General features: G+C 50.7%; 19 protein-coding genes. 11 read left to right on the forward strand and 8 right to left on the reverse strand.

All coding sequences use genetic code 11. The features are described from left to right. A complete protein-coding gene (locus tag NEA10_RS05965; RefSeq protein ID WP_252664349.1) occupies nt 1-2,043 on the reverse strand; it encodes an ATP-binding protein in 2,043 nt (680 codons plus the stop codon). A 407-nt stretch (nt 2,044-2,450) separates the two neighbouring features. Here NEA10_RS05965 and NEA10_RS05970 point away from each other — a divergent pair, with 407 nt between their 5' ends. From NEA10_RS05970 to NEA10_RS05990, 5 genes are all read left to right on the forward strand, one after another. After that, nucleotides 2,451-4,175 carry a Card1-like endonuclease domain-containing protein gene (locus NEA10_RS05970; RefSeq protein ID WP_252664350.1) on the forward strand — a complete coding sequence of 575 codons (1,725 nt, stop codon included), beginning with the start codon at nt 2,451-2,453 and terminating at the stop codon, nt 4,173-4,175. A gap of 100 nt (nt 4,176-4,275) precedes the next feature. Next, the gene (locus NEA10_RS05975) at nt 4,276-4,812 is read left to right on the forward strand and encodes an RDD family protein (RefSeq protein WP_252664352.1); all 537 of its coding nucleotides are present in this window, start codon (nt 4,276-4,278) and stop codon (nt 4,810-4,812) included. 74 nt (nt 4,813-4,886) lie between these two features. Further along, on the forward strand, nt 4,887-5,075 hold the full coding sequence (gene rpmG, locus NEA10_RS05980; RefSeq protein ID WP_252664353.1) for a 50S ribosomal protein L33: 189 nt from the start codon (nt 4,887-4,889) through the stop codon (nt 5,073-5,075). Nucleotides 5,076-5,142: 67 nt separating this feature from the next. After that, entirely contained in the window at nt 5,143-5,361 is a 219-nt protein-coding gene (gene rpsR / locus NEA10_RS05985) for a 30S ribosomal protein S18 (protein ID WP_068788798.1), read from the forward strand. Between the two features lie 174 nt (nt 5,362-5,535). Beyond that, the gene (locus NEA10_RS05990; RefSeq protein ID WP_252664355.1) at nt 5,536-7,545 is read left to right on the forward strand and encodes a ribonuclease catalytic domain-containing protein; all 2,010 of its coding nucleotides are present in this window, start codon (nt 5,536-5,538) and stop codon (nt 7,543-7,545) included. Nucleotides 7,546-7,563: 18 nt separating this feature from the next. Here the strand turns inward: NEA10_RS05990 and NEA10_RS05995 are convergent, their stop codons facing one another. Next, nucleotides 7,564-8,295 (reverse strand): diguanylate cyclase, encoded by a 732-nt coding sequence (locus NEA10_RS05995; RefSeq protein ID WP_252664360.1) that lies wholly within the window; start codon nt 8,293-8,295, stop codon nt 7,564-7,566. A gap of 464 nt (nt 8,296-8,759) precedes the next feature. Between NEA10_RS05995 and NEA10_RS06000 the strand changes: the two genes are divergently transcribed. Then, complete coding sequence (locus tag NEA10_RS06000) at nt 8,760-9,119, forward strand: hypothetical protein (protein WP_252664362.1); 360 nt, start codon at nt 8,760-8,762, stop codon at nt 9,117-9,119. A gap of 232 nt (nt 9,120-9,351) precedes the next feature. Here the strand turns inward: NEA10_RS06000 and gatB are convergent, their stop codons facing one another. Next, nucleotides 9,352-10,839, reverse strand: a complete 1,488-nt coding sequence (gatB, locus tag NEA10_RS06005) for an Asp-tRNA(Asn)/Glu-tRNA(Gln) amidotransferase subunit GatB (protein ID WP_252664364.1) — start codon at nt 10,837-10,839, stop codon at nt 9,352-9,354. A gap of 264 nt (nt 10,840-11,103) precedes the next feature. Here gatB and NEA10_RS06010 point away from each other — a divergent pair, with 264 nt between their 5' ends. From NEA10_RS06010 to NEA10_RS06025, 4 genes are all read left to right on the forward strand, one after another. Next, the gene (locus NEA10_RS06010; RefSeq protein WP_252664366.1) at nt 11,104-11,751 is read left to right on the forward strand and encodes a hypothetical protein; all 648 of its coding nucleotides are present in this window, start codon (nt 11,104-11,106) and stop codon (nt 11,749-11,751) included. A gap of 5 nt (nt 11,752-11,756) precedes the next feature. After that, on the forward strand, nt 11,757-13,994 hold the full coding sequence (locus tag NEA10_RS06015) for an OmpA family protein (protein ID WP_252664367.1): 2,238 nt from the start codon (nt 11,757-11,759) through the stop codon (nt 13,992-13,994). 136 nt (nt 13,995-14,130) lie between these two features. Continuing rightward, nucleotides 14,131-14,652, forward strand: a complete 522-nt coding sequence (locus tag NEA10_RS06020; RefSeq protein ID WP_252664369.1) for a Rab family GTPase — start codon at nt 14,131-14,133, stop codon at nt 14,650-14,652. Nucleotides 14,653-14,872: 220 nt separating this feature from the next. Next, nucleotides 14,873-16,165 carry a sensor histidine kinase gene (locus NEA10_RS06025; RefSeq protein ID WP_252664370.1) on the forward strand — a complete coding sequence of 431 codons (1,293 nt, stop codon included), beginning with the start codon at nt 14,873-14,875 and terminating at the stop codon, nt 16,163-16,165. Nucleotides 16,166-16,254: 89 nt separating this feature from the next. On the opposite strand, the gene NEA10_RS06030 is transcribed toward NEA10_RS06025, so the two are convergent. From NEA10_RS06030 to pilM, 4 genes are all read right to left on the reverse strand, one after another. Continuing rightward, complete coding sequence (locus tag NEA10_RS06030) at nt 16,255-18,801, reverse strand: type IV pilus secretin family protein (protein WP_252664371.1); 2,547 nt, start codon at nt 18,799-18,801, stop codon at nt 16,255-16,257. Between the two features lie 165 nt (nt 18,802-18,966). Continuing rightward, nucleotides 18,967-19,863 carry a hypothetical protein gene (locus NEA10_RS06035; RefSeq protein WP_252664373.1) on the reverse strand — a complete coding sequence of 299 codons (897 nt, stop codon included), beginning with the start codon at nt 19,861-19,863 and terminating at the stop codon, nt 18,967-18,969. 4 nt (nt 19,864-19,867) lie between these two features. Next, nucleotides 19,868-20,650 carry a PilN domain-containing protein gene (locus NEA10_RS06040; protein WP_252664374.1) on the reverse strand — a complete coding sequence of 261 codons (783 nt, stop codon included), beginning with the start codon at nt 20,648-20,650 and terminating at the stop codon, nt 19,868-19,870. Between the two features lie 4 nt (nt 20,651-20,654). Further along, nucleotides 20,655-21,770, reverse strand: coding sequence for a type IV pilus assembly protein PilM (pilM, locus tag NEA10_RS06045; RefSeq protein ID WP_252664376.1), 1,116 nt, complete (start codon nt 21,768-21,770; stop codon nt 20,655-20,657). Between the two features lie 302 nt (nt 21,771-22,072). Between pilM and NEA10_RS06050 the strand changes: the two genes are divergently transcribed. Continuing rightward, complete coding sequence (locus NEA10_RS06050; RefSeq protein ID WP_252665303.1) at nt 22,073-23,293, forward strand: ABC transporter substrate-binding protein; 1,221 nt, start codon at nt 22,073-22,075, stop codon at nt 23,291-23,293. A gap of 6 nt (nt 23,294-23,299) precedes the next feature. On the opposite strand, the gene NEA10_RS06055 is transcribed toward NEA10_RS06050, so the two are convergent. Next, the gene (locus NEA10_RS06055) at nt 23,300-23,548 is read right to left on the reverse strand and encodes a DUF6737 family protein (RefSeq protein ID WP_252664378.1); all 249 of its coding nucleotides are present in this window, start codon (nt 23,546-23,548) and stop codon (nt 23,300-23,302) included. Between the last annotated feature and the right edge of the window lie 63 nt (nt 23,549-23,611).

Genomic DNA, 23,611 nt, shown 5'->3' on the forward strand with positions numbered 1-23,611 from the left:
TTACGATAGATAGTTATTGGGTTCGGGGGGTTCGATGGGGAGATCGAAGATAAAGGTTGAGCCTTGTCCCACACGACTGTCAACGGAAATTTTTCCTCCCATCATTTGGGCAAACTGGGCAGCGATCGCCAGTCCTAGACCAGTCCCTCCATGTTGCCGAGTACTCGATGCATCCCCCTGGGAAAAGGGTTGAAAGATACGTTCATGTAGTTCGGTCGGGATACCGATTCCGGTGTCGGAGACGATAAAGCGAACAATGTTGTTTTTTTCGATGATAATTAATTGAATTTTTCCAGAGCGGGTGAATTTGGCAGCATTGCTCATGAGATTAAGCAAAATTTGCCGCACTCGTTGGGCGTCGCCATAGATAATTTCGGGAGAATTTTTGTAAACAATCTCTAAGTTATTTTCGTTTGCATAAATTAGACTTTCAATTTTGGCGACAGTTGTATCAACTAATCCTCTGACATCGAAAACGCCATAATTTAACTTGACTCGACCCGCTTCGATTTTGGAAATATCTAAAATATCACTGATAATGGAAAGGAGATGATAGCCTGAACGATAAATGCGTTGAATATCTTCAAGAAGTTCAGGATTATCTATGTCGCTGAGTTCTTCTTCGAGGAGTTCACTATACCCGATAATAGCGTTGAGGGGAGTCCGCAATTCATGACTCATATTAGCCAAAAACGTACTTTTCGCACGATTAGCGGTTTCTGCGGCTTCCTTAGCTTCCTTCAGTTCTTGCCATCGTTGGAGTTCAGTAATATCTTGCAAGGTCCCAATGGCATAGTTTGCAGATAGGGTGGCCCGTTCACGGACTAAGCGTTCTTCACCATCTTGCCGTAGAATTCGATAGTCAAGGCAGAAGGCGATATTGTGATTGAGGAGCTTTTGATAGGCCTGAGAGACGGAAGGGCGATCATCCGGGTGAAGGGCTGCCTCAAGGTGTTCTCGGCTGGGCGATCGCGGCTTCCTCCAGCCAAAAATTTGGCAGAGTTCTTTCGACCAATATAAATTACCATCACTGAGATCTAAGTCCCAATGACCGAGTTGGGTCATGCTTTGGGCATTCTGTAAACGGGCTTGGTTACGTTTGAGAGAGGCTTGAGTCCGTCGTTGGCCGGCGAGGGTGGTAGCCAGGATTAGGGAGGCGATGGAGACAACGCTAATGAAGGCTTGTAGGGATAAGACAGCTTGAGTTAAGGTGCGTGCTTGGATGAGAAAGGGACCACTATTACGCAGAATTCCCCAAACGGCCATGGTGGCGATGATAAAGTTGATGGAGACGGTTCCCCGTTTACCAAAACGTAGGGCTGTCCACATCAGAATGGGGAAGGGGAGATATTCTAGGGGAAACTCATAGCTGTAGGCCCGGCTGCGAGAACTAAAGACAAACCAACCGACAGCGATCGTCGACAGAAGCAGTCCAATAATTTCTAAGTAGCGTTTGAGCGATCGCTCCCGCAGTTCTTCTCGGGGTAAGTCACAACGGCGATCGCACAGGGCCAGGCACAGAGGCGTTATGGTGGCAATACCGCTAAGGGTTCCTAGGGCCGTTAACCACCACAAATTGGCAAACTCCACCTTCTGGAGACTCACATATCCTAAGATAGCGGCTTGAAAAGGGGTACTGACGAAGGCCGTGACGATGCAGCCAAATAGGACAAGTAGGGCCACATCCTTCAACCGTTCTAAGGAGGTGCGAAAGTGCGATCGCGTCAGTAATAACGCCCCTAGGGAGACTTGCAGGGTTTGGACGATCGCCCAAAATAGACTCGGAAGCAGCGACATCCCTTGAAAATAGGGGCCCAGGAAAGCACCTAACAGTATACCAACTCCTAATCGCTGTCCCCCCAACAGTAAAGCCGCCAGTCCAAAACCTGGGGGAACTCCGATCAAGGCGATTCGCAGGTCTTTCAGGGTAATCGCCCTCATCACCCCATATAAGAGAACATATAAACCGACCAGGGCTAGGATCTGGACGGTCAGGTTCTTTTGCAGTCTCTTGAGTCGTTTCAAAGCAAAGACCATCTTCATAGGTCTGACATGGGTATGAAGCTTGATCACAGTGGCTAGATCGAACCGGAGTCCGTCGAAATCACCCATGTGAGGGGTGTCACCGTTGGGGACAAGGAGAAGTTGCAACGAGATAGAGATGCTCCTATGCACTTCGATGCCCTCACTCTAAATACTATCGTTTTTCTCTTCCCTCGGAATGTTTTGACGGTGTTTTGCTGGGAATCCCGGCGTCGAGGGCTAGACCCTCTAGGGCAATGAGGAACTTGGCCCAGACTGTCAGGATTAGACCTTAGGACTCTGACTCTAACGAGAACTTCTCCCGGATTCCCTCTTCTTCAACTTAACCTTGTAGCAACTCTGCCATGCTAGTTATAATGAAAAACAATTTTCTCACATCTTTGGTTTGCTTTACCTTGTAAAGAATTATGAAGAATCAGTATCTACCCTATGCTGCCATGACTCTACTCAGTTTTAGTCTCTGTCTTTTGGGCTTTTTGATTACCCCAAATTCACCTCATCTCGGAGGCTTGATGGGACTCTTGGCGGGTAGCTCGTTAGGGATTCTACTGCTACAGGTGACCCGATTTGATCATAAATCTAGGTCAGATCAACAGAAGAGTAACCCGCGTCAAAGTTTGGGAGACTTAACACAGGACTTTCATGTCTTATCGGAGCAAGTGCTACAGCTAGACCTTCAACATAACCATCAAATCGATGAACTCAAGCGTCAAATTGATGTGATTCAGTCTAGAGAACAGCAATTTCAAGAAAATATAAATAATGTCAACGAAAAGATAAATATTTGCCTAACAAAGCTAAATCAACCTATCATTCAAACAAAAGTTGATAAACCCAAAACTAGACTCAAAGATACCTCCGAGGAGCAATCCTCCAGCCAAATTATTCAATGGCTCAGGTCATATCAGGTTGAGCTTGTAAATTCTTATTCAGGACATGATGCTGATACAATTCTCGACCAAACAGCATTTTTTATTGGAAGTAATTATCCCTTATTACATGATGTTCTACATAAAATTCGTCAGAGTTTATCCTGTGATCACTTTGGATTTCGAGTTAACTTAACAAACGAACCTGAACAACGAATAACAGCGGTCACCAATTTAGGTACGAAATTAAAAAGTATAGGATTTCTGAGCTATACCTATCAGCGACAGGGTGGCAGACGAACTGCACATATTCGGACCCTCGACAGTAATGGAACCCAATTTTTAACAGGAGAATGGCTAGAACGCTATGCCTATCAAGTCGTGACAAAAATCTTTGAGCAAAAAGGGTTAGAGTATGAAGCCTTGATGAATGTTATTATCAAGGATAAAGATGGAACTCAGTCAGAAATCGATCTGCTGTGCTTTGTTAAAGAAAAACCTCTTTGGATTGAATGTAAAGTGGCAAACTGTGAAGAATTTATTTCGCGCTATTCACGGTTCGCCAAACTTTTCAACCTAAATCCACAACAGATATTTTTAGTCGTTTTGGATATGCCACGAGAGCAAGCCCAGACCTTAACGGATATCCATCATGTTCAGGTTGTCACGCCCGATGAGGTGCCAGATGCGATTGAGCATACCCTCCAGGTGTTTGATGGAGCGAAACCTGTACGGCGAGCTGTTCTATCTTCATCGGAGTCAGGGGTTAACGAGCCGGAAGTCTTTTATCGGTTAGGGACTCCCATGCAGCTTCAATCTTTCCTGATTGCGGCGGGTCTCAGACCCTTGCCCAAAGACCGAGAAAGATTGATCCAAACCCTAATTGAGCGAGTTTCGTCTCAAACGAGCCCCCAAACCATCTCTCACATCAAAACAGATTTGTATGCGAGTTTAAATGAAGACGTTTCTAGATCTAAAATTTCCGAATTTTTGAGGATATGTTTAAAAAGCGGCTGTTTTTTAGATCCGAACCATCAGGTTGTTAAGGACTTTAGAACGCCGGTGTCTGATCTCATTTCCCAAGACTGGCGAGACTTGGAGGATAAATGTGTTGAGGGGATTGCATCGCGGTTACTGATCCAGGATGCCCATTATTTTCAATCAGCAGATAAGTGTAGTCATTTTCAATCGGTGGTTGGTGCAGCCCCCCCAGAACCGAGCCGTTTGGCAGAGCTGGAGGCGGAAATTAAGGGGTTAGCCTAGGGAGGTCAGAATCCCGTTGTACCTGCCATGGACTTCAAAACCTCGTACCATAGAGAGAGATGTCTAAGCCCTCGTTTTATCCGTTTCAATCGTAGTCTCGATGGATGATAATCCTCTCTACTTCCGCGCTCCTCGTGTTCCCCTTTGGCGACGAGGTTGTGCCTTTGGCTTCGATAGTGCGATCGCCTGGTTCCTGGCGACCCTGATTGGGGGGCCAACTCTGATGCCGCGCTTGATTGTGTTCGCCCTCACCTGGTTCTCCATGCGGGTGATTGTGCCGAGTTCCTATTTCGGTCAAAGTCCTGGACGCTGGGCCTTCGATATGCGGGTGGTGAGCGATCGCGATAATCGGACCCCCCTCTGGCAAGACTTAGCCAAACGAGAAGCGATCGCCGGACTCGCTGTTTTCCTGGCCCTGCTGGGACTATTCAACTTGGGAACCCGCAATGCCTTCTATCTGATTCTGCTGCTGCCCTTGGGAATGGATGTCGGGGTCGCCTGGTTTGACCCCGTTGACCCCTCGGCGTTCCACGATCGCGTCAGTGAAACCCGCGTCGTAGCAACCCGTCGCGGCTATTCTCTGGATCTTAAAGTCAAAAAATGGGTTGCTCTAATTAGCCGAAATGTGAAACAATAGTTGATCGTGTCTGAATTTCTCAAAAATTCAGATTTCATCGATTTAACAGCGAGTATAACCAACCGAGTACAACTATGGCTAAGGGCGTTCGCATTGTTGTGACCCTCGAATGCACCGAGTGTCGCACCAACCCTGACAAGCGGTCTAACGGCGTGTCCCGATACACGACCCAGAAAAACCGCCGCAACACCACGGGACGGATGGAACTCAAGAAGTTCTGCCCCCATTGCAACAAACATACGGTTCACAAAGAAACCAAATAACATCTCAGATGTTCTCTGAGTGTTGTGTCCATCGTCAATTGCCTTGTTATAGGAGTAACCAACGTTCATGGCAGGATTTTATCGTCGTCGTATCTCCCCAATTAAGCCGGGAGATCCCATTGACTACAAAGATGTAGAGCTACTGCGTAAGTTCATCACCGAGCGGGGGAAAATCTTACCCCGTCGGATCACAGGCTTGACCTCTCGCCAACAGCGAGACCTGACGAAGGCCATCAAACGCGCTAGAATATTGGCACTGTTACCCTTCCTAAACCGAGAAGGCTAGGGTCAATTCTTTCAAGACTCGGTTGACCCGAATCCGCAACCAGAATGTCAACGAAAGCTGAAAGGACCGGCATCCTCCCCCATCGGAGGTGTCGGCTATCAGTGGTTTGTACTCTTCGGCTAGGGAAACCCGACCAAACGCCAAGGCGTTCGACGTAAGAGAGTTTAAGGGCTGGTGGAGAAAGGAAATCTTATCGAATTTCGATTACAGGGTGAGCGGCGGCTAGCCGTTCTCGATCGTCCAGAGGGTAAGAAAAACTGGGTGGTCGTGGATGAGCAGGGCCAAACTCGAACCCTATCGCCAAAACAGATGTCCTATTGCCTCGATGGGCAATCATACCAGCCCTCAGACTTAGGAACGTTTCAGTCTGAAGTCAGTACCTATCTCGATCCGTCGAGTTTGGAGGTGGCTTGGGAGTTGCTCTCGGAAGATGGAGAATCCGTCGCCCCCCCAGACTTGGCCTTGTTACTCTTTAGTGACTCAACCCCCCCCCAATGTTACGCCGCCCATCGGCTGCTGTCTGAGGACAAAATTTATTTTAAACAGAAGGGCGATCGCTACGAACCTCGCCCCGCCACTCAAGTCGCCGAACTGAAGCATCAACTCGAAGCGGAGGCCCAGCGTCAGCAGGCCTGGGACAGCTTCTTAGCACGAGTCCAAGAGGCTCTCACGGGAACCGCCGTCGATTGGGAAGGGGCTGATCGCCCTCACCTAGAGGCATTAGAACGCTACGCCACCCTAGGAGATGAGGCCCCGGGACGAACAGCTGCCCAGGATGTCCTCAGTGCCCTCGACCGCCCTCTCACCCCTCAGGGTGCCTTTGCCGTGCTGGTGGACTTAGGCCTATGGAGTCCCCATGAAAATCTATTTTTGCGGCGCACTCAGATTCCCACGCACTTCTCTAGCAAGGTTCTCGATGTGGCCCAACGCTGTTTAACCAACTGTCCACCGGATACAGAAGCCAACCGCCTAGACTTAACTCACCTTAAGGTCTACACCATTGACGATGCCAGTACCCAAGAAATTGACGACGGCCTGAGTCTCGAATTTGTTGAGGGCGATCGCCAGCGACTCTGGGTTCACATTGCCGATCCCACCCGTTGGCTCACCCCCGGTGATGAACTGGACTTAGAAGCCCGCCGCCGCTGTACCACCGTCTATTTGCCTACGGGGATGACCCCCATGTTACCCCCAGAATTAGCCACCGGCCCCATGAGCCTTAATTCTGGACAAACCTGTTGTGCCCTCAGCTTCAGCATTATCCTCCATGCCGATGGCAGCGTCGAAGAGTTCAGCATCCATCCCAGCCTCGTCAAACCCACCTACCGACTCACCTACGATGATGTCGATGAAATGCTGGAGTTGGGAGTCCAGGCAGAACCGGAACTAATCGCGATTGCCGATTGGGCCAAAACTCGTCACCGCTGGCGACAGTCTCAGGGGTCGATCTTTATCGACATGCCAGAATCAGCTATCAAAGTTAAAGATAACGAAGTCACGATTCAGGTCTTAGATAACTCCGCCTCCCGTCAGTTAGTGGCAGAAATGATGATCTTGGCCGGGGAGGTGGCCGCCCGCTACGCTCAAGAACATAATCTAGCCATTCCCTTCCGGCATCAATCCCAACCGGAACTGCCCCCGGACGAGGAATTAATGCAACTTCCCGCCGGGCCCGTTCGTGCCTGTGCAATTCGTAAATGTATGCCCCGCAGTGAGATGAGCGTTTTCCCCAACCGCCATGCCAGTCTGGGCTTAGATACCTATACTCAAGTCACCTCCCCCATTCGCCGCTATACAGATTTGCTCACTCACTTTCAACTCAAAGCTCATCTACGAGGGGATACTCAGCCCTTCTCTAGTGAGCAAGTTCAGCAGTTGATGATGAGTGTTATGGTGTCTGCCAAAGAAGCGGTGTTGGTGGAACGACAAACCTGTCGCTATTGGGCGATTGAATATCTACGCCGTCATGGTGACGAGACTTGGCAAGCCCTGATGTTACGTTGGATTCGTCCAGATGATAACTTGGGGTCCCTACTCCTCGAAGAGATTGGCATTGAGTTTGTCTGGCGTTTCCCCCGGCCAATGGAACTTGGAGAACGGTTTCAGGTTCGGGTCACCCATGCTGACCCACGAGAGGATAATATTCAATTCCAAGAGGTGGTAGCACATCCGGCCCAAGTTTAACGGCACTTAACCGGTTTTTCAGAGACTTTTGTGAAACAGAACGATCCGGTTGCGTCCGTTTTGCTTAGCGCGATAAAGAGCCATATCAGCTTGGTTGATGAGAACGTTGGGCCTAAGTTGATTGTGGGGGATGATGGTGGCAACTCCCAAGCTCATACTGATCAGATTGCCGATGGGCGAGGCGTCATGTTTGATGTTCAGTTGACGAATCTGCCGGCGAACATCTTGGGCAATGTACATGGCCCCAATGGAGTCTGTATCAGGAAGAATAATGGCAATCTCTTCCCCACCGTAGCGGGCGGCTAGGTCGCTGGCCCGTTTGGCGCAGGCATGACAAGCTTGGCAAACTTTTTGCAAACATTCATCGCCGGCCTGGTGACCATAGGTGTCGTTGTAGCGTTTAAAGTAATCAATATCCCCCAAAATCAGGGAAAAAGGCTTTTGGTCTCGGCTTAGCCGTTTCCATTCTCGCTCTAAGGTCATGTCAAAGCGCCGTCGATTCGCAATCCCCGTTAAGCCATCGACACTAGCGAGTTGTTCAAGTTCCTTGTTTGCGAGGGCTAACCGCTCATTTAACTCTTGTACATCCTGATTACGGGCCCGTAATTCCACTTCAATGGCATCAGCGTGTTCGGTGATATTCTCCACCATGATTTCAAGATCGAGTTTTTCACGTTGCAAGACCTCCAGTTCTAGACGTAGCTGGGCAAGTTCTTGACGCAGATGCTCTGGTGATGTTTCCGATTCCACAGTTGCAAAAGGCTACAGGTTAATAGTCACAAGCAGATACTGAGACGCTCTGGTGGTTAAGATTACGCTTAAATCAATGGTTTGCACCCTTTGCCGTCGAGTGAGTCAATCTCAAGATACCGCAAAGCCCTATCCTTTGCTAGAGCCATGCTAAAGACCTGGCCTTGATTCTGAGAGTCAAGCTGAGTTTTTGGTAAACAACTGTAAATGATCCTCTGAAACCCTGACACTCTAGAGCGCGATCGCCCTAACTAGCGCGAAACCTCCACTTTCGGTGTAAAGCTTTATTAAGATTTGTCAACTGAGTTTCCACTAGGGACATACAATAGGTTGGGGTTAAAGACTGACGACGCGATCGCCTGGCTCTGTCGTGCGTCAACCCACAACAATCGTTTCATCCAAACGTTTGCTATACCGTTATCGCTAACGCAGATCCTAGGGAGCGCCCAATGTTAAAAAAGCTTTTGAAATCCAAAAAATCCAGTTATTTCTTAGAAATTGACGATTCATCAGGGCAAAGCAACGGCAAAGCCTCAACTGAGTCTCCCGAACTGGCGAAGACTGAGGCCAAGCCTGTAGCCGCGAAGGCTCAGCCCAAGGCCAAAACACCGGAAGCCCCTAAAGCGAAAAAGGCGGAAGCCCCCAAGGCTCCGGCACCAGCTCCGAGTCAGCCGGCCAAACCCCAGCCAGCTCCTCAGCCAAAACAGCGTAAAGAGTTTGCCACCCGCTATCTGATGTCCGATACCCCGACCCCCCGTCGTCGTCCCGGTGCCAATATGAAGTCATTTCTGGATATGGCTAAAGATCCCGGTCTGCGCCGTTAAGACAGGTCAGACCTCTTGAGGAATTAGAAGTCCCGGGGATATCTCTTTGATGAGATGTCCCCGGGACTCCTCTGTTGAGAGGAGCAAACCCGCCCAAAAAAAAGAAGGGAGAGCCGTAGCCCTCCCCGCCATCAGGGTGCATCTGTACCAGATTTTAGCGGATTTAGAGTGGGGGGTCAAGCCCCTCGCTCAACGAAATCTCTAGAGTCCTCAGAAGGAGGAACTTGTGGTCTTAATTTCCCTTGAGCTTAGGGATGAGTAATTGATTGGCCAGTTTTGGGTCAGCTCGTCCACTCGTGAGTTTCATGATCTGTCCAACAAAAAAGCCTTGAAGCTTTGTTTTCCCAGCTCGGTACTGCTCCACTTTGTCGGGGTTAGCGGCCAGCAGTTGGTCGATGATATTTTCCAATTCTCCCGGATCGGAAATTTGGGTCATGCCCTTTGCTTCCACTAAGGCCTTAGCTGAGCCGCCCGTCTCCAACAACTCCGGCAGAATTTCTTTGGCAATTTTGCCGCTGATCGTCCCTTCCTCAATCAAGCCAATGAGTTCCGCTAGGATGGCCGGAGTTAGGGCAATTTCTGTAATTTTGAGTTTGCCCTCATTGATATAACCGGTGATATCTCCCATCACCCAGTTCGCGGCCAGTTTCGCCGGGGCCCCCGCCGTAACGACGGCCTCGAAATACTCAGCCACATCGCGCTCCTCCGTCAGGACTCGGGTATCATAGGCAGATAAGCCAAGGGTATCCTCGTAATAATGGCGTTTCTGGGCAGGAAGTTGGGGTAACTCAGCTTTCCAAGCCTGCCGTTGCTCCACGGAGACCTCAATAGGACACAAATCAGGTTCCGGGAAGTAGCGGTAGTCACTGGAGCCTTCCTTCACCCGCATACTGATAGTCTGTTGGCTGTTTTCTTCCCAGAGACGAGTTTCCTGGATAATTGGCTCACCAGACTCCAAGCATTCAATCTGACGCTCAATCTCAAAATCGATCGCCTTTTGAATGGCACTAAAGGAGTTCATATTCTTGATTTCCACCTTGGTGCCAAATTCCGCTTGTCCAACAGGACGAATGGAAATATTCACATCACAGCGTAGGGACCCTTCCTGCATATTGCCATCACTGACCCCGAGATAGCGCACAATACGCCGCAACTCCTGGCCGTATTCAGCAGCTTCTTTCCCTGAGCGAATATCCGGCTCCGAAACAATCTCCATCAGGGGAACACCGGCTCGGTTGTAGTCCACCAGGGAATAGGCAGACCCCGAGAGGCGATCGCTCCCCGCGTGAACCAGTTTACCGGCGTCTTCTTCCATATGTAGGCGCGTGATGCCAATGCGCTTGCGATAGGGATTACCGTTATCATCAATCAGTTCAATCTCTAACCAGCCCTGCTCAGCAATGGGCAAGTCATATTGAGAAATTTGATAGTTCTTGGGTAGATCCGGATAGAAATACTGCTTGCGGTCAAACTTGCTATAGGGGGCAATCTGACAGTTGAGTGCCAGACCCGTCTTAACAGAATATTCTAAGACCTTCTCATTCAGAACCGGCAACACCCCCGGTAGTCCCAAACAGATCGGATCGATATGAGTATTCGGCTGGGCACCAAAAGCGGTGGAGGACTGGGAAAAAATCTTAGTCTCGGTGGCAAGCTGACAGTGGGTTTCTAAGCCGATAACAGCTTCATACTGCGTTTTGGTTGGGGCAGCGATGGTCATAGGGGTATCCAGGATTCGGGTACGGGTGAGACGACTGGGTCGTGAGTCCTATTTTAGCGTAGTGATTGGCGACTCAAAAGCCAACTCCTGGCTGCCTAACCTTGACCAACCTCGGACCTGGGGGGGCCGTCTCAAGGGAATCAGATGGAGCAGGCACGTTGACTACCATGGTAGAATTACAGGGGTCGGTAACAACCTGAGACGACTAGGTTCTAGCCCAAGTCTGGCCACCCCGATAGTAAACTCCAACTGTACTTTCCCTTCATGAACGAGATGACTCCCAACCAGATGCGGGAACGCCTGGGCAACATTGATCAGATTCGCGATATCTTGTTTGGCGATCGCTCTCGTGAATATGACCGTCGCTTCAGTCAACTCGAGTCTGAGGTCACGACCCTGCGTCGTCAGATGACAGAACAGATGGAAAGCCTGCGGACGGTCTTTGTCTCTGACTTGAGAACGGCTATTGATGCCGTTGAGAAGAAGCTCCAGTATGTCAATGCCTCCTTAGATGAGGATTCCGAAGATTTCCGCAATCAACTGCGAACGGTGGAAAGTCGACTGTCGAGTAACTTTGTCGTGGCTGAGAAAAGCCTCAAAGCTCAAGTTAGAACCCTAGAGGAAGAACTCTCAGAAACTCGAACGCGCCTTGATGGGGAGCTGGCCCAGTTGCGATCGCAGATCCTAGAAGAACTTCAGCGCAAATCACAACAGCTTGACGGGGAAAAACTCTCCCGCACCGATCTCGCCGACATTCTTTTTGATGTCTGTATGCAGGTTAAGGGAAAAGAGGCCAAAACCCAGGAGGTGCAAGACCTCAACCCCGAACGACTCATTCTCCCCGAGCGCCAGAACGACTATCAAGAACAAACCTATCAGGAAGAGCCGATCCCCGATTCCCAGAATCCTTAATTCCCATGACTGGTTCTGATTCAGACGCTCCCAATTCCCAGGAAAAGACGTTGAGCGACCTAGAAGCCCTCAGCGCCTTGCAGGAACTTCTAGGCGAGTTGATCCAAGGGCCATCGTCTCCACCCGGGGAGTCATCAGCCTCCCCGAGTCAGGAGCCAGTCCCGACTCCTGACTCGGCAGTTCCCGAGTCTCAGCAATCGGAGAATTTGTCTCTCCCGGAAGAATCCCCTCTGCCGCGTCAGATTTCTGGCTCCGCCACCGCTCTGCCGCCCCTCCAAGACCCCCCAAGGGCCGCGATCGCCCCTCCCCAAGCGGCTCCTCAGACCCCTCCTCGGGACCAATGTTCCCCCCCCCATCCTGCCCCAATCTCTCCTCTGACCCCTGTTCCTAACCCAGAACTACGGCAACTACAAGCTCAAGTTGATGACTTGCAGCAGCAATTAGATCGGGCGACGGATTCAATGGGGCCCCTGATGCCTGTCATACAGGAAATTCTCAGTAGTCTATCCCCCGTTGAACTGAGAAATGAGGTCATTCAGGCCCTGGTTCCCGAAATTGACCGGGTGATTCGTCAGCGAGCGCAACAAAACCCCCATGCTATGCAAGAGGCCTTTGCGGAAATCCTACCGGGGGCTATTGAGTCAGAAATTCAGCGCAACCCGAAACAAATTGCTAACGCCATTGGCCCAGAAATGGGGGCAGCGATTCATCGGCAGATTCAACTAGACCGCAGTGCGATTCGCGATGCCCTAGCCCCAGAAATTGGGAGCTTTATCAAGGCGCAAATTGAACTGGAACGGGACTCTATGGTGGACGCCCTTTATCCCGTTATCGGCAACACCATCGCCAAGTACATGGCGGAGGCGGTGCGGGATATTAATCGCAAGGTCGAGAATACTCTCAGTTTTGAAGGAATACGCCGCAAGGTTCGGGCACGATTACAGGGGGTATCGGAAGCGGAGTTGATTTTGCGGGAGTCCTTCCCCTTCCAGGTCCGGGCCGCCTTTTTGATTCATAAATATTCTGGTTTGGTGATTTGTGAAGCGCAACTGTCTGAGTCAGAACGGCTAGAGTCAGACATGATTGGGGGGATGCTGACGGCAATTCGCAGTTTTGCCGCTGACTGTATTGTCAGCCCGACAGGTACGTCTGAATTGCAAGAAATTGAGTATGAAACCTTCAACTTGGTGATGGAGGTGGCGGGCTACTGTTATATTGCCGTGGTGGCAGAAGGGGAAATGCCCAAATCCTTTGTCAACAATCTTCGCAATACCCTGGGCTATATTGTGCAGAAATCCGGGGAGACCATTGAAAAGTATGAGGGAGACCCTGAGACCATTCCTCCCCTTGTGGAAAATCGCTTACAGATGCTGGTAGAATCAGCCAATTTCCGGGAAACGGAGGAACAGCAGCGCAATCGACCGCCGATTTTGTTGGGAATTTTGGGGCTGGTGTTACTCGGTTTGGGGGTTTGGGGCGGTTTTCGGATCTGGCAAGGACGGGTTTTGGCTCAGGCGCGGCACGTCTTGCGATCGCAGCCAGCCTTGGCCGTCTATCGTCTCGATGCTGATATGAGCTGGCGCACGTTAGTTTTATCCGGGGAAGTCCCCAGTGAAAGTTTGCGATCGCAAGCAGAAGAGGCGATTCAGCAAGTTTTACCGGAACGCCCCCTAGATAATCGCATTTTAGCGGTGCAAGTTCCCCCAACTACGGAACTGACAGCAGCGGAGTTTGAGCGGACTCTGGCGGCGTTGAATACCTTGGAAGAGGTCTCCTTGGAGGGAGAGATTCAGGGAGGGGAGGTGCGCATCTGGGGAGAGTTACCCAATCAAGACCGGGCCCATCAGGTGACTCGGGTCTTTGAGGGGATTCCCGGCGTAACCACGGTGACTCATACTGCTGGCCGGCGTCGTTCCCCTCTCGAAGAACGGATTTATTTTGACTCCGGTGCGACGGCCGTTACAGAGCCGGAGCAACGGCAGGTTCTGGAGGCTTTGGCCGAGGTGCTGTTAGAGTCGCCTGAGATGCGCTTGCGCCTAGTGGGCCATACGGACTCGATTGGCTCACCGATTATCAATCAAAAGATCGCCCTAGACCGGGCCCAGGTTGTGCGGGATGTCTTAGTTGAACGAGGGGTTTCTCCAGACCGCTTAGAGGTTGAGGGGTCGATTGCTCCTCCCCCAGATCTTGAGGAACCGATCGATGATGCCTTAAGCCGTACGGTCCGCTGGGAAGTTTTGTAAAACTAGGACTATCACCGCTACAATCATTTTTGGGTTATTTACAATTACCCTTAAGATAAGAAGTTAGGGGCATCGGTTCTATGCCTAGAACGGTTCTGGGCTTAAGTTGAGATTTAATGTTCATTACATTTACCCTATGGCAATTATTTCTAAAAAAATTTGTACCATCGGAGACTTTAGTGTCGGTAAAACCAGTTTGATTCGTCGTTTTGTTGAAGGAAAGTTTAGCGATCGCTACTTATCGACGGTTGGGGTCAAGATTTCTCGTAAACCTCTGGAGGTGACCCGTCCCACTGGCGAGAATACGTCGGTTCAGCTGCTGATTTGGGATTTGGAGGGACATACCAAATTTAAGTCGATCGCCCCGAGTTACCTACAAGGGTCATCCGGAGCCTTCTTTGTCGCGGATGTGACTCGCCTAGAGACCATTGAACGGTTGGGTGAGCATTTGGATTTATTTTTTTCGGTGAATCCGAAAGGGGTGGCGATCGCCGGCTTAAATAAGTCTGACTTACTAGAGAAGGACAAGCTCAACTACCTCCAGGACAAACTCAAGACAGAACAGGGCGATCGCCTAACCTCCATGTATTTAACCTCAGCCAAGACTGGGGAGAATGTTGAGACCATGTTTTCCCAAATGGCAACATTACTGATTTAAGGTCAAACTCTTCTGAGTTTGAAGCCGCTATTTCCCAGGCTGTTGCATCCAGAGTCTGAGTCCCCCGTCTGTTCCACTGTACTCTCAAATCCTACCAAACAAGATATATTCTCCCAGGCTCAATAAATCTGGCAGAATAGACCTAGTTCCCCAGGGACGACTGAGAGACCGACCAGATTGACCTAGTTTCGTTGATTTCTAGACCTCAAACCAATTCGGAATGCACGATCTACCGGCCCCAAACTCGTTACAAATCTTAGTAATTGAGGATGACAACACCACTCGCCTACTGCTGCAAAAGACTCTAGAGAGGGAGGGATACCAGATCGCCCTAGCAGAAGATGGCGTGAAGGGGATGGAGAAAGCCCTCTCCATTTCTCCGGCCCTGATTATCAGTGATTGGGTAATGCCGGGACTAGATGGTATGGAACTTTGCCGCCAGGTGCGATCGCACCCACAACTGTCTGGGGTTTTTGTGATCCTCCTATCCTCCCGCGAAACCGTTGCTGATCGCGTAGAAGGCCTGGATGCCGGGGCCGATGAATTTCTCTCAAAACCCATTGATCCCAACGAACTCAGAGCCAGAGTACGGGCTGGACTACGGCAATATCAACTCAATCACGAACTCAAATCCACTAACCATGATTTGATGCTAACCCTGCAAAAACTCCAGCAAGCTCAGGCACAACTGATCCAAAGTGAAAAAATGTCAAGTTTGGGGCAGATGGTGGCGGGAATTGCCCATGAAATCAATAACCCCATCAACTTTATTGAAGGAAACTTATCCTTTGCTGAAGACTATATTCAGGATTTACTCGCTGTCATCTATGGCTATCAAAAATATTTTCCTAATGTTCCCGAAGACCTGGAGACTTTGCTAGAAGATACTGATATTGAGTTTTTAAGGGAAGATGCCAGGCAGCTCATCCATTCCATGCGCGTGGGAGCATCGAGAATCCACCAAATTATCAATCATTTGCGTAACTTTTCCCGTCTGGATGAGGCTGATATGAAACGGGTGGACATCCATGATGGCATCAACAGCACCTTAATTATGCTACAAAACCGTCTGAGAATCAGTAGCGCCCTGGAGATTGAGGTCTGTAGACACTATAAAGACTTGCCCAAAATTGATTGTTATCCGGGCCAACTTAATCAAGTTTTTTTAAACATTCTGAATAACGCCATCTACTTTTTGCAGGAATATGTCAAAAATGGTGATTTAAATCATCCAAAAATCGAAATCTTCACTCAATGTCTAGACGAGGAAGACGCGGTAGAAATTCTCATGTTGAATAATGGTTTAAGCATTCCCGAGAAGGTAAGGTCAAAGATTTTTGACCCCTTCTTTACAACTAAGCCTGTAGGACAAGGAACGGGAATGGGCCTGTCAATTTGCTATCAAATTATCGTGGAACGCCACCAGGGGAGTATTCACTGCTTTATCCCCCCTGACGGCGGAACCGGTTTTGCCATCAAGATTCCTCGACAACAGCCCGAGGAGAACCCTTGAGCTGGAGACGAGAAGCCAAAGACCCCCCTGGAACGTTCCCCGACGAAGAGCGCGCCAAGGAACGAGGGCCAAAGGGGGGTAACAGCGTCTTACTGCTGGGGTTGAGGGAAGGTGAAGTTACGTTGTTGCTGAAGCACTTCCCGCGCATCCCGACCCGGAGTATAGGTATACCCAAAGTTGTTAGGATCAGAATCGTTGAGGATGTTGGGGGTTAGTAAGACGACGACCTCTTGACGTTCATTGGTACGGCTCGTACTGCGGAACAGTGAACCCAAGAGGGGAATATCTCCTAGAATGGGGACTTTACTGACCGTCGTGCGATCGGTATCTTGGATGATTCCCGACAAAATCAGGGTTTGACCATCCCGCAAGCGAACTCGCCCCGAGGACACAGACCGCTCCTGAACCAAGGTCACAAACTGACCATTGCCGAGGTTTTCCTGGCCGACCGGTGCGGTCACACTAGGATTCACCCGCAAAGAAACAAAGCCATTATCGTCAATGCGATCGACCTGGACACTCAGTTGTAACCCCACATCACGGAGGTTGACATCACGAGTTTCCCGTTGTCCCGAGGGTGTATCGGTGAAGTCCACCGTCACATCCTGCACAACCTGGTTGGTCAGATTTACATTGGCAGTTTGCCCCTCCTGAATCACCAAAGTTGGGTCAGTAAGGATTTTGGCATTCCCGCTAATAACTTGCGCCTGAAGCTGTGCGAGGAACCGCGTCGGGAATTGGAAGAGATCTGCGACACTTTGGGTAACTGAACCACGGGTTCCTAGGTTTGTGGTAGCTTGAGTTTCAAATTGACCGGTAAAGCGTTCCTCAAAAATTGGATTTCCTTCACCATCGTTCCCGACAAAGACTTCTTCAAAGATGGGGCTAAGTCTCTCAGTAATGACGGTATCGGTAGCCCGTTCAATTTCTGTGATGCCAACATCAAAGGGATTCTCGCGGGAGATAGCCGCATCACGTCCTCTAAAAATTCCCGGAGGCGCTGGCCGTCGCTCAATAGTTCCATCTGAACGGACAACGACAATATCAGGGGATGTTCCTGAAATTGGAATTTCCTGGGACAAATCAATAAAGGTTTCTGTCCCTCCAAAGGGATTCTGAATCACAGGAGGAGATGTAATCCCATCGCGGGTAGTCGTGCTACTGGGGGGATTCCCACCCCCAAAAATCACGGTTGCTGCCCCCCCGTCACTGGAGACAAAGGTATCGCCAATCCCAAAGGAGAAGCTGGCATTGAAGTTATCCTGGTTGCTCAGAGAAATATCAACGATCTTGACGTTAACGGCAACCTGACGACGACGGGTTTCCAGTTGAGTCAGCAGTTGGGTTGCCATTTCCACCTTGCGGGGATCTCCCACCAGGGTTAGCTCCGTTCCTGGACCATCGCCGGTTTGTTGTCGCTGGCCAATAGAAACCAACACCCCCCGTAAGGGCAATGCGGCATGACCCTGATAGGGTTGATCTCGGCGATCTGCTGCAATTAACTCAACTTGAGTTGTGGTACTCGTTGTGGTGATGGGGGCAGTCCCTTCTCCAAGGGACTGAGCCTGAATCTGCTGCTGCACACTGACTTCATTGATTTCTGCCCCTTGAGAGACAAGAAAGTTACGAGCGTCAATTAGAGTCAGTTGATTGAGACGAACGGTGCGGCTGATAATGGGACGAGCGGAGTCGGGGAGGCGTTCACCCACCACAATGGTGTTGCCCTCCCGGTTCGCTTCTAAGCCACTCAGACGGAGAACATTGTTAAAGACATCTTGAACTGCCTCATTCTCAATATCGAGGGAGATGGTGCGTCGCCCATTGCCATTCCCGTTATCATCGGCCACGTAGGCTAGGTTCAAGCCGGCTGCACGGGCGAGGAGCGACATGACTTCCTCAACTGGGGCATCCCTAAGGACGAGCCGTGGCACCCGTTGCGCTGTCCCCAGGTTAATGCTGTAGCTGGAGGTATCGACGGAAGAGACCGAGATATCGCCCACCGGTGGCGCAACGGCGCGGGGCTGGAAGGGAGGCGCTGGGTTGATACGAGTCGGAGATTCAATACGAACGCCATCAATTTCTACCCCAGGGTTGGGAACGAGAACATCGGAACTACCAGGCTGTCGCTGAGCCTGGTGTTGCTGCTGGGCTTGGTGTTGCTGTTGTTGACCTTGGGGAACCCCATCAATCCCAGGAGGCGGTGAGGCGGCGGTGGTGGGGGCGTCAGCTGCCCGTCTGTAGTTGAGAGCAATGCCGCGACTGGCATCTTGGACAATCTCACCTTCGGGGGCGCTATTGCCAGCACCAGTTACAATAACGCGGGTGCTGTTGGCATCCAGGGGCGTCACCACCAGGGAGGCGATGCCGGGAACTGGGTTATTCTGACTGTACCCTTGGCCTTGAGGCAGTCGCAGCCTGGTATTAACGAGGTCAGCGACCATGGCGTTCCCACGCCGAACCAGGAAAATCTGGGGGCGATCGCCATTAGCCGTCTCCATCACCAACATTAGCCCGGACGAGGTTTCACGAAGCTCAATTCCAGTCACCTCCGTCGGAGTGGCTAACGTGGATGCTGGGGCTGCTAGAACAACGGCTGCTCCAAGGCATAACCCGCCGAATCCGAGATAATGTTTCACCGCTCTCTCCTTTTAATAATTAATAGTTAACAGTTAACAGTTAATATCTGTTAACTACCAATCCACCAGTGTTAACGACCAATTATGGCCGCTCAACTGCTAACTGTCAACTGTTTCGGTGTGATGCTTCTCGGTTCCGTTAGAGGGTTATACCCGAGCCCCTGATTAGCTTTCCTCCTCCTCGACCTCATCGTCCTGAAGCCGTTGTTGCAACTCTTCTTGAGACAGAGGTAATAAGGCCTCAAGTTTGAATGAGGTGGTGACGCTCGTCTCAGGCTGACAATTAGCCAGGAGACCGTTCTCATCATAGATGAATGTGGGGGTCTCTTGTCTAGACTGGAACCGTCGTACAACCAGTAAAGGCTGAAGTCGTTCCAGTTGTTCTAAAACCGTCCGTGTTTGAGCGAAGTTCCCCTGCATCCGGACTTGATAGGTTTGCCGTTTGATCTGTTCGTTGGCCTGACGACCAAAGGAGCCATCTGTGACTAGCTCATAGCCGTCAGCCGTGATATTCGCAGCATTGGTCTGACCCCGAGCATTTCCGGGAAACACCGGGGTAAATTCTTCTAGACTCACTTCGCTAAAAAAGCCATTGACCCGCTCATTAACATTTGTAAAGTCTTCCAGAAGCCCGGCGGGACATCCCCGGTCAACTAAACGAGTGCGAATCTCGTCGGCACTGAGGTTAGCATTGCGCTGATTAACTTGTTGGTTAATGTCCAATAAGAGGGTTTCCAGGCTATCGGGGGTCGCGAACATGGACAGAACATCCTGCTGAAGCTCTTGGACTTCCTCTCGTTCTGCCTCAGCGCGCTCAATCTGCTCCTGCACATTCCCCTGGGCGTCGATTTGCGTTTCTTTCTCCGCAATTTCGACTTGGAGATCTTGCCGCTCGGACAGAAGGGGTTGTACGAACTGATAGGCTAACCAAACTCCCCCGCCAATGCCTAAAACTGCCAGGATAACGCCTAAAATGGGTGGAGAGAGGGTAACCCCCATAAAGACAATGCCATTTGTGGCTTCCTCTTCTTCACCTGGAATGAAATCGTTGTCGTAGGCCATAAGTCTAAATTACCCCTCTGCGCTGAAGTTCTTGGATACGGTTGACTAAGCCCAAGGCTCCCTTACGTTGAAGTTCTTGCAAGATATCCGTTGCGGGAACTTCGCGAATCTGGGTTTGGATGGTAAACGCGACGACCGGTGCCAAGGGAAGACGACTGCGACTGTCACTAAAGGTTATACCCTGAGCGCGATAGTCCTCCATCTCGGCCTCCAGTAGATGCGTCCCTGAAGCCATGTAGAGATTAGACTCCCTCAGGAGTAGGACAAAGTCATTAACATCATTAAAGGATTGGGCAATCCCCTCAATTGTAATCACAGAGGGAGGACGACCTGAGTCAGTGGGCTGGGGAGGAGGGCCATTGCGAGCGGATTCATCACTTTGCTGCACGTTTTGGATGCGAACTCCACTGGGGGTGCGATCGCGCAAGTCTTGCAGCAGTGCCGACCAAGGAGAAATATAGTTAAAAACCCCTGCCAGAGCATCGGTTTGTGTCCGGATTTGTTGGACTTCCTCTTGAATCTGTCGTAAGCGATCCTCTTGTCGCTGATAGTTTCCTAACTCCTCATCAAGTTCATCCCGCTCAGCCTGCAAGCGAGGAATCTCCAATTGGACCAGGTAAACCCAGAATCCACCCACGAGCGCCAGGAAGGCCAAGGCCACCCCCGCACCGGCAATGACCGCCCCATTCCCTGAACGATCGCGTCTTTGCCGGCTGGGTTTTGCCCTAACCGACTCCGGACGATACTCAGGGCGATCATTGAGGAAATTAATTTCAATGTTGTACATAATGTTAGACCTCCCGTAGTCCCAGACCTAAAACCACCCCTAGTCCGGGACGTTGGACGAGGGGAACGTCTTCTTCGCTCATCTCTAATCCTAGCGCAGCCACTGGATCAAGTTGACTGGTGGGGATACTCAACCGCTGCATGAAAAACTCATCGAGTTGACCCACCGCACTGCCAGGCCCCACCAAAAACAGTTGGGCAACCTCCATAACGTCACTTTGGTTCATGTAAAAGTCAATAGAACGACGGACCTCATCGGCGAGTTCCCCGAGGACTTTCATCATGGCGCTAGTCCCTGGATTATTGCCACCCATGGTTCCCATGGTCATACTATCACCCGTATTCACAGGCAAGGTCATTCCCTGTAAAAGTTCTGTATTACGAGATGGGGGTAAATTCATCGCTTCTGAGAGAGCACTTTGAATTTGGAAGCTGCCGATCCCGATGGTACGGGAAAACTGGGGCACACCATCGACAATCACTGAGATTTCAGTGCTATCGAATTGTAGATCAGCGGTAACGACCACTTCCGAGGAGGTGAACTGTTGTAGCTGATCCTGTAAACAGCGTAGCACTGCAAAACTGCTGACTTCCATCACGTCGAGGCTCAATCCGGCTTCCTGAAAGACACTGATGTAACTATCCACCACATCTTTACGGGTGGCCACAAACAAGAGCTGGTTCTTTTCGGCCCCATCCTCATCGACGAATGAACCCAGTTTTTGGAAGTCCACATCGGCTTCTTCCCGAGGGAATGGCAGGTAAAGTCCTGCCTCTTGGTTCACATAATCCCGTAGTTCACTTTCGTCATCGAGTTCAACGGGGACGGGAATCAAGCGCACGATCGCCTCACGACTAGGAATCGCCGTGGCAATATGTTTCGGCTTGAGTTTATGCTCACTGATGATCGATTCAATCAGTTCTGACATACTGGGCAGGTCAAGGATTTGCCCCTCCTGCATTACCCCTTCGGGGACTTCCTCGGAAATGAAGTGTAGAATCTTATAACCCTGACGCTGTTTACTCAGTTGCATCACATTGATGCGATCAGGAGAGAGTTCAATCCCGATGCCATTCTTGGCCTTGGAGAAGATGTTTTTTAGGAAGTTTAAGTTAGCCACTGGATTCAGTTCACCGGTTCATAGGGGCGACGATAGGGAGATTGCCAATTGTCAATTGATAGCAATTTGTTGACAACAAGCAGACACCGTTGCTCCATTCTATCCGCTCAACTTCTCGGTATTGAACTCACCCGAGCCAGGTAAGCCGCCAGAGACCTAGCGGACCCCCTGTATTCCCGATTGCAACTCACTATTTCATGACTCAATTTGTAAAACGGCTGACGGCGGGCCGCCCCGACCAGACCAAGCCTAAGATGATGCCCTTAACCCTGGGCTTAGCCCTAGTTCCCCTCCTGTTGGGGATGTTCGGCTGCGGAAATCCCCGCACGATTCGGGATGAAAATACCGTGGAGTTTTGGACGATGCAGCTCCAACCGACGTTCAACCCCTACTTTAATGATTTAATTGCTGAGTTTGAGGAGGAGCATCCTGAGCAGGAGGTGCGCTGGATTGATATCCCTTGGGCGGCCATGGAAGCTCGGATTGTCACCTCAGTTTCCGCCCAAACGGCCCCCGATTTAGTCAACCTCAACCCGCGCTTTGCCGCCCTTTTGGCAGGACGCAACGCCTGGTTAAACTTAGATGAGCATATCTCCGAGGAGGTGCGATCGCAGTATCTCGACGCCATTTGGGATGCCAGCCGCTTTGACGGGATCAGTTTCGGCATTCCCTGGTATCTCACCACCCGCATCACCATCTACAACCAGGACATCTTCCAAGAAGCCGGGATTGACGCGCCGCCGCAAACCTTCGAGGAACTAGCTCAAGTGGCCCAACAGGTCCGGGAAGAAACGGGCAAATACGCCTTTTTCGTCACCTTTGCCCCCAATGATTCGGGAGAAGTCCTAGAATCCCTGGTGCAGATGGGCGTACAACTGCTCAACGACGATGGCAGCGCCGCCTTTAACTCCCCAGAAGGGGTAGCCGCCTTTAACTATTGGCGAGACCTCTATCAAGAAGGTTGGCTACCGCGAGAAGTTCTCACTCAAGGCCATCAACGAGCCATCGAACTCTATCAAGGGGGAGAACTGGCCCTCGTCACGACGGGTCCCCAATTCTTTAAAACCATCGCCAACAACGCCCCCGATATTGCCGCCGTCTCCCAACCCGCACCGCAAATTAGCGGGGAAACGGGAAAAATTGCCGTGGCCGTCATGAACCTGTTAATTCCCCGCGATACCGCCAACCCCGAGGGGGCGATCGCCTTTGCCCTCTTTCTCACCAATCCCGAGAACCAACTGGCCTTCTCCCAAGTCGCCAACACCCTCCCCTCCACCCGAGAAACCCTAGACCATGACTACTTCCAAGACGGGGGAGAAAACGCGACCCCCATGGATGAGGCTCGGGTGATTAGTGCCCAGCAGTTACGGCGGGCAGAAGTGCTAGTCCCTCCCCGCTCTAATGTCAATGAATTGCAAGCAATTCTTTACGATAATTTACAGGCGACTCTATTAGGAGAAAAAACCGTCGAGGAGGCCCTAGCCGACGCCGAAGAGGAGTGGAATGCCATTGCCAGACCCTAACTCCTGTTAAGGCTGCCTATCCTCAGAGATCTCCTGAGACAACTGCCCCGATTGGGCCACCAGTCGGGGAAAGAGCAGCACAAAATAGCCCATCCAGACCGTCAGGGGAATTGCTACCAAGGTTGTCAACCAAAGGCGATGAAAGACGAACCAACTTGCAGCAATCAAGCCCAACCCCGTCAACAGAATCGACCAAGGCTGGCACCACCAGGGTTTATAGTCCCAAACATTAACACTCTCAGGGCGATCGCTCATCAGAATTTGAGACCTCCTCAACTGGGAACCGTTCCGGCAAATGGGCTATACTAGCAAACTGAC

The organism is Phormidium yuhuli AB48 (genome assembly GCF_023983615.1).
Taxonomy (GTDB): domain Bacteria; phylum Cyanobacteriota; class Cyanobacteriia; order Cyanobacteriales; family Geitlerinemataceae; genus Sodalinema; species Sodalinema yuhuli.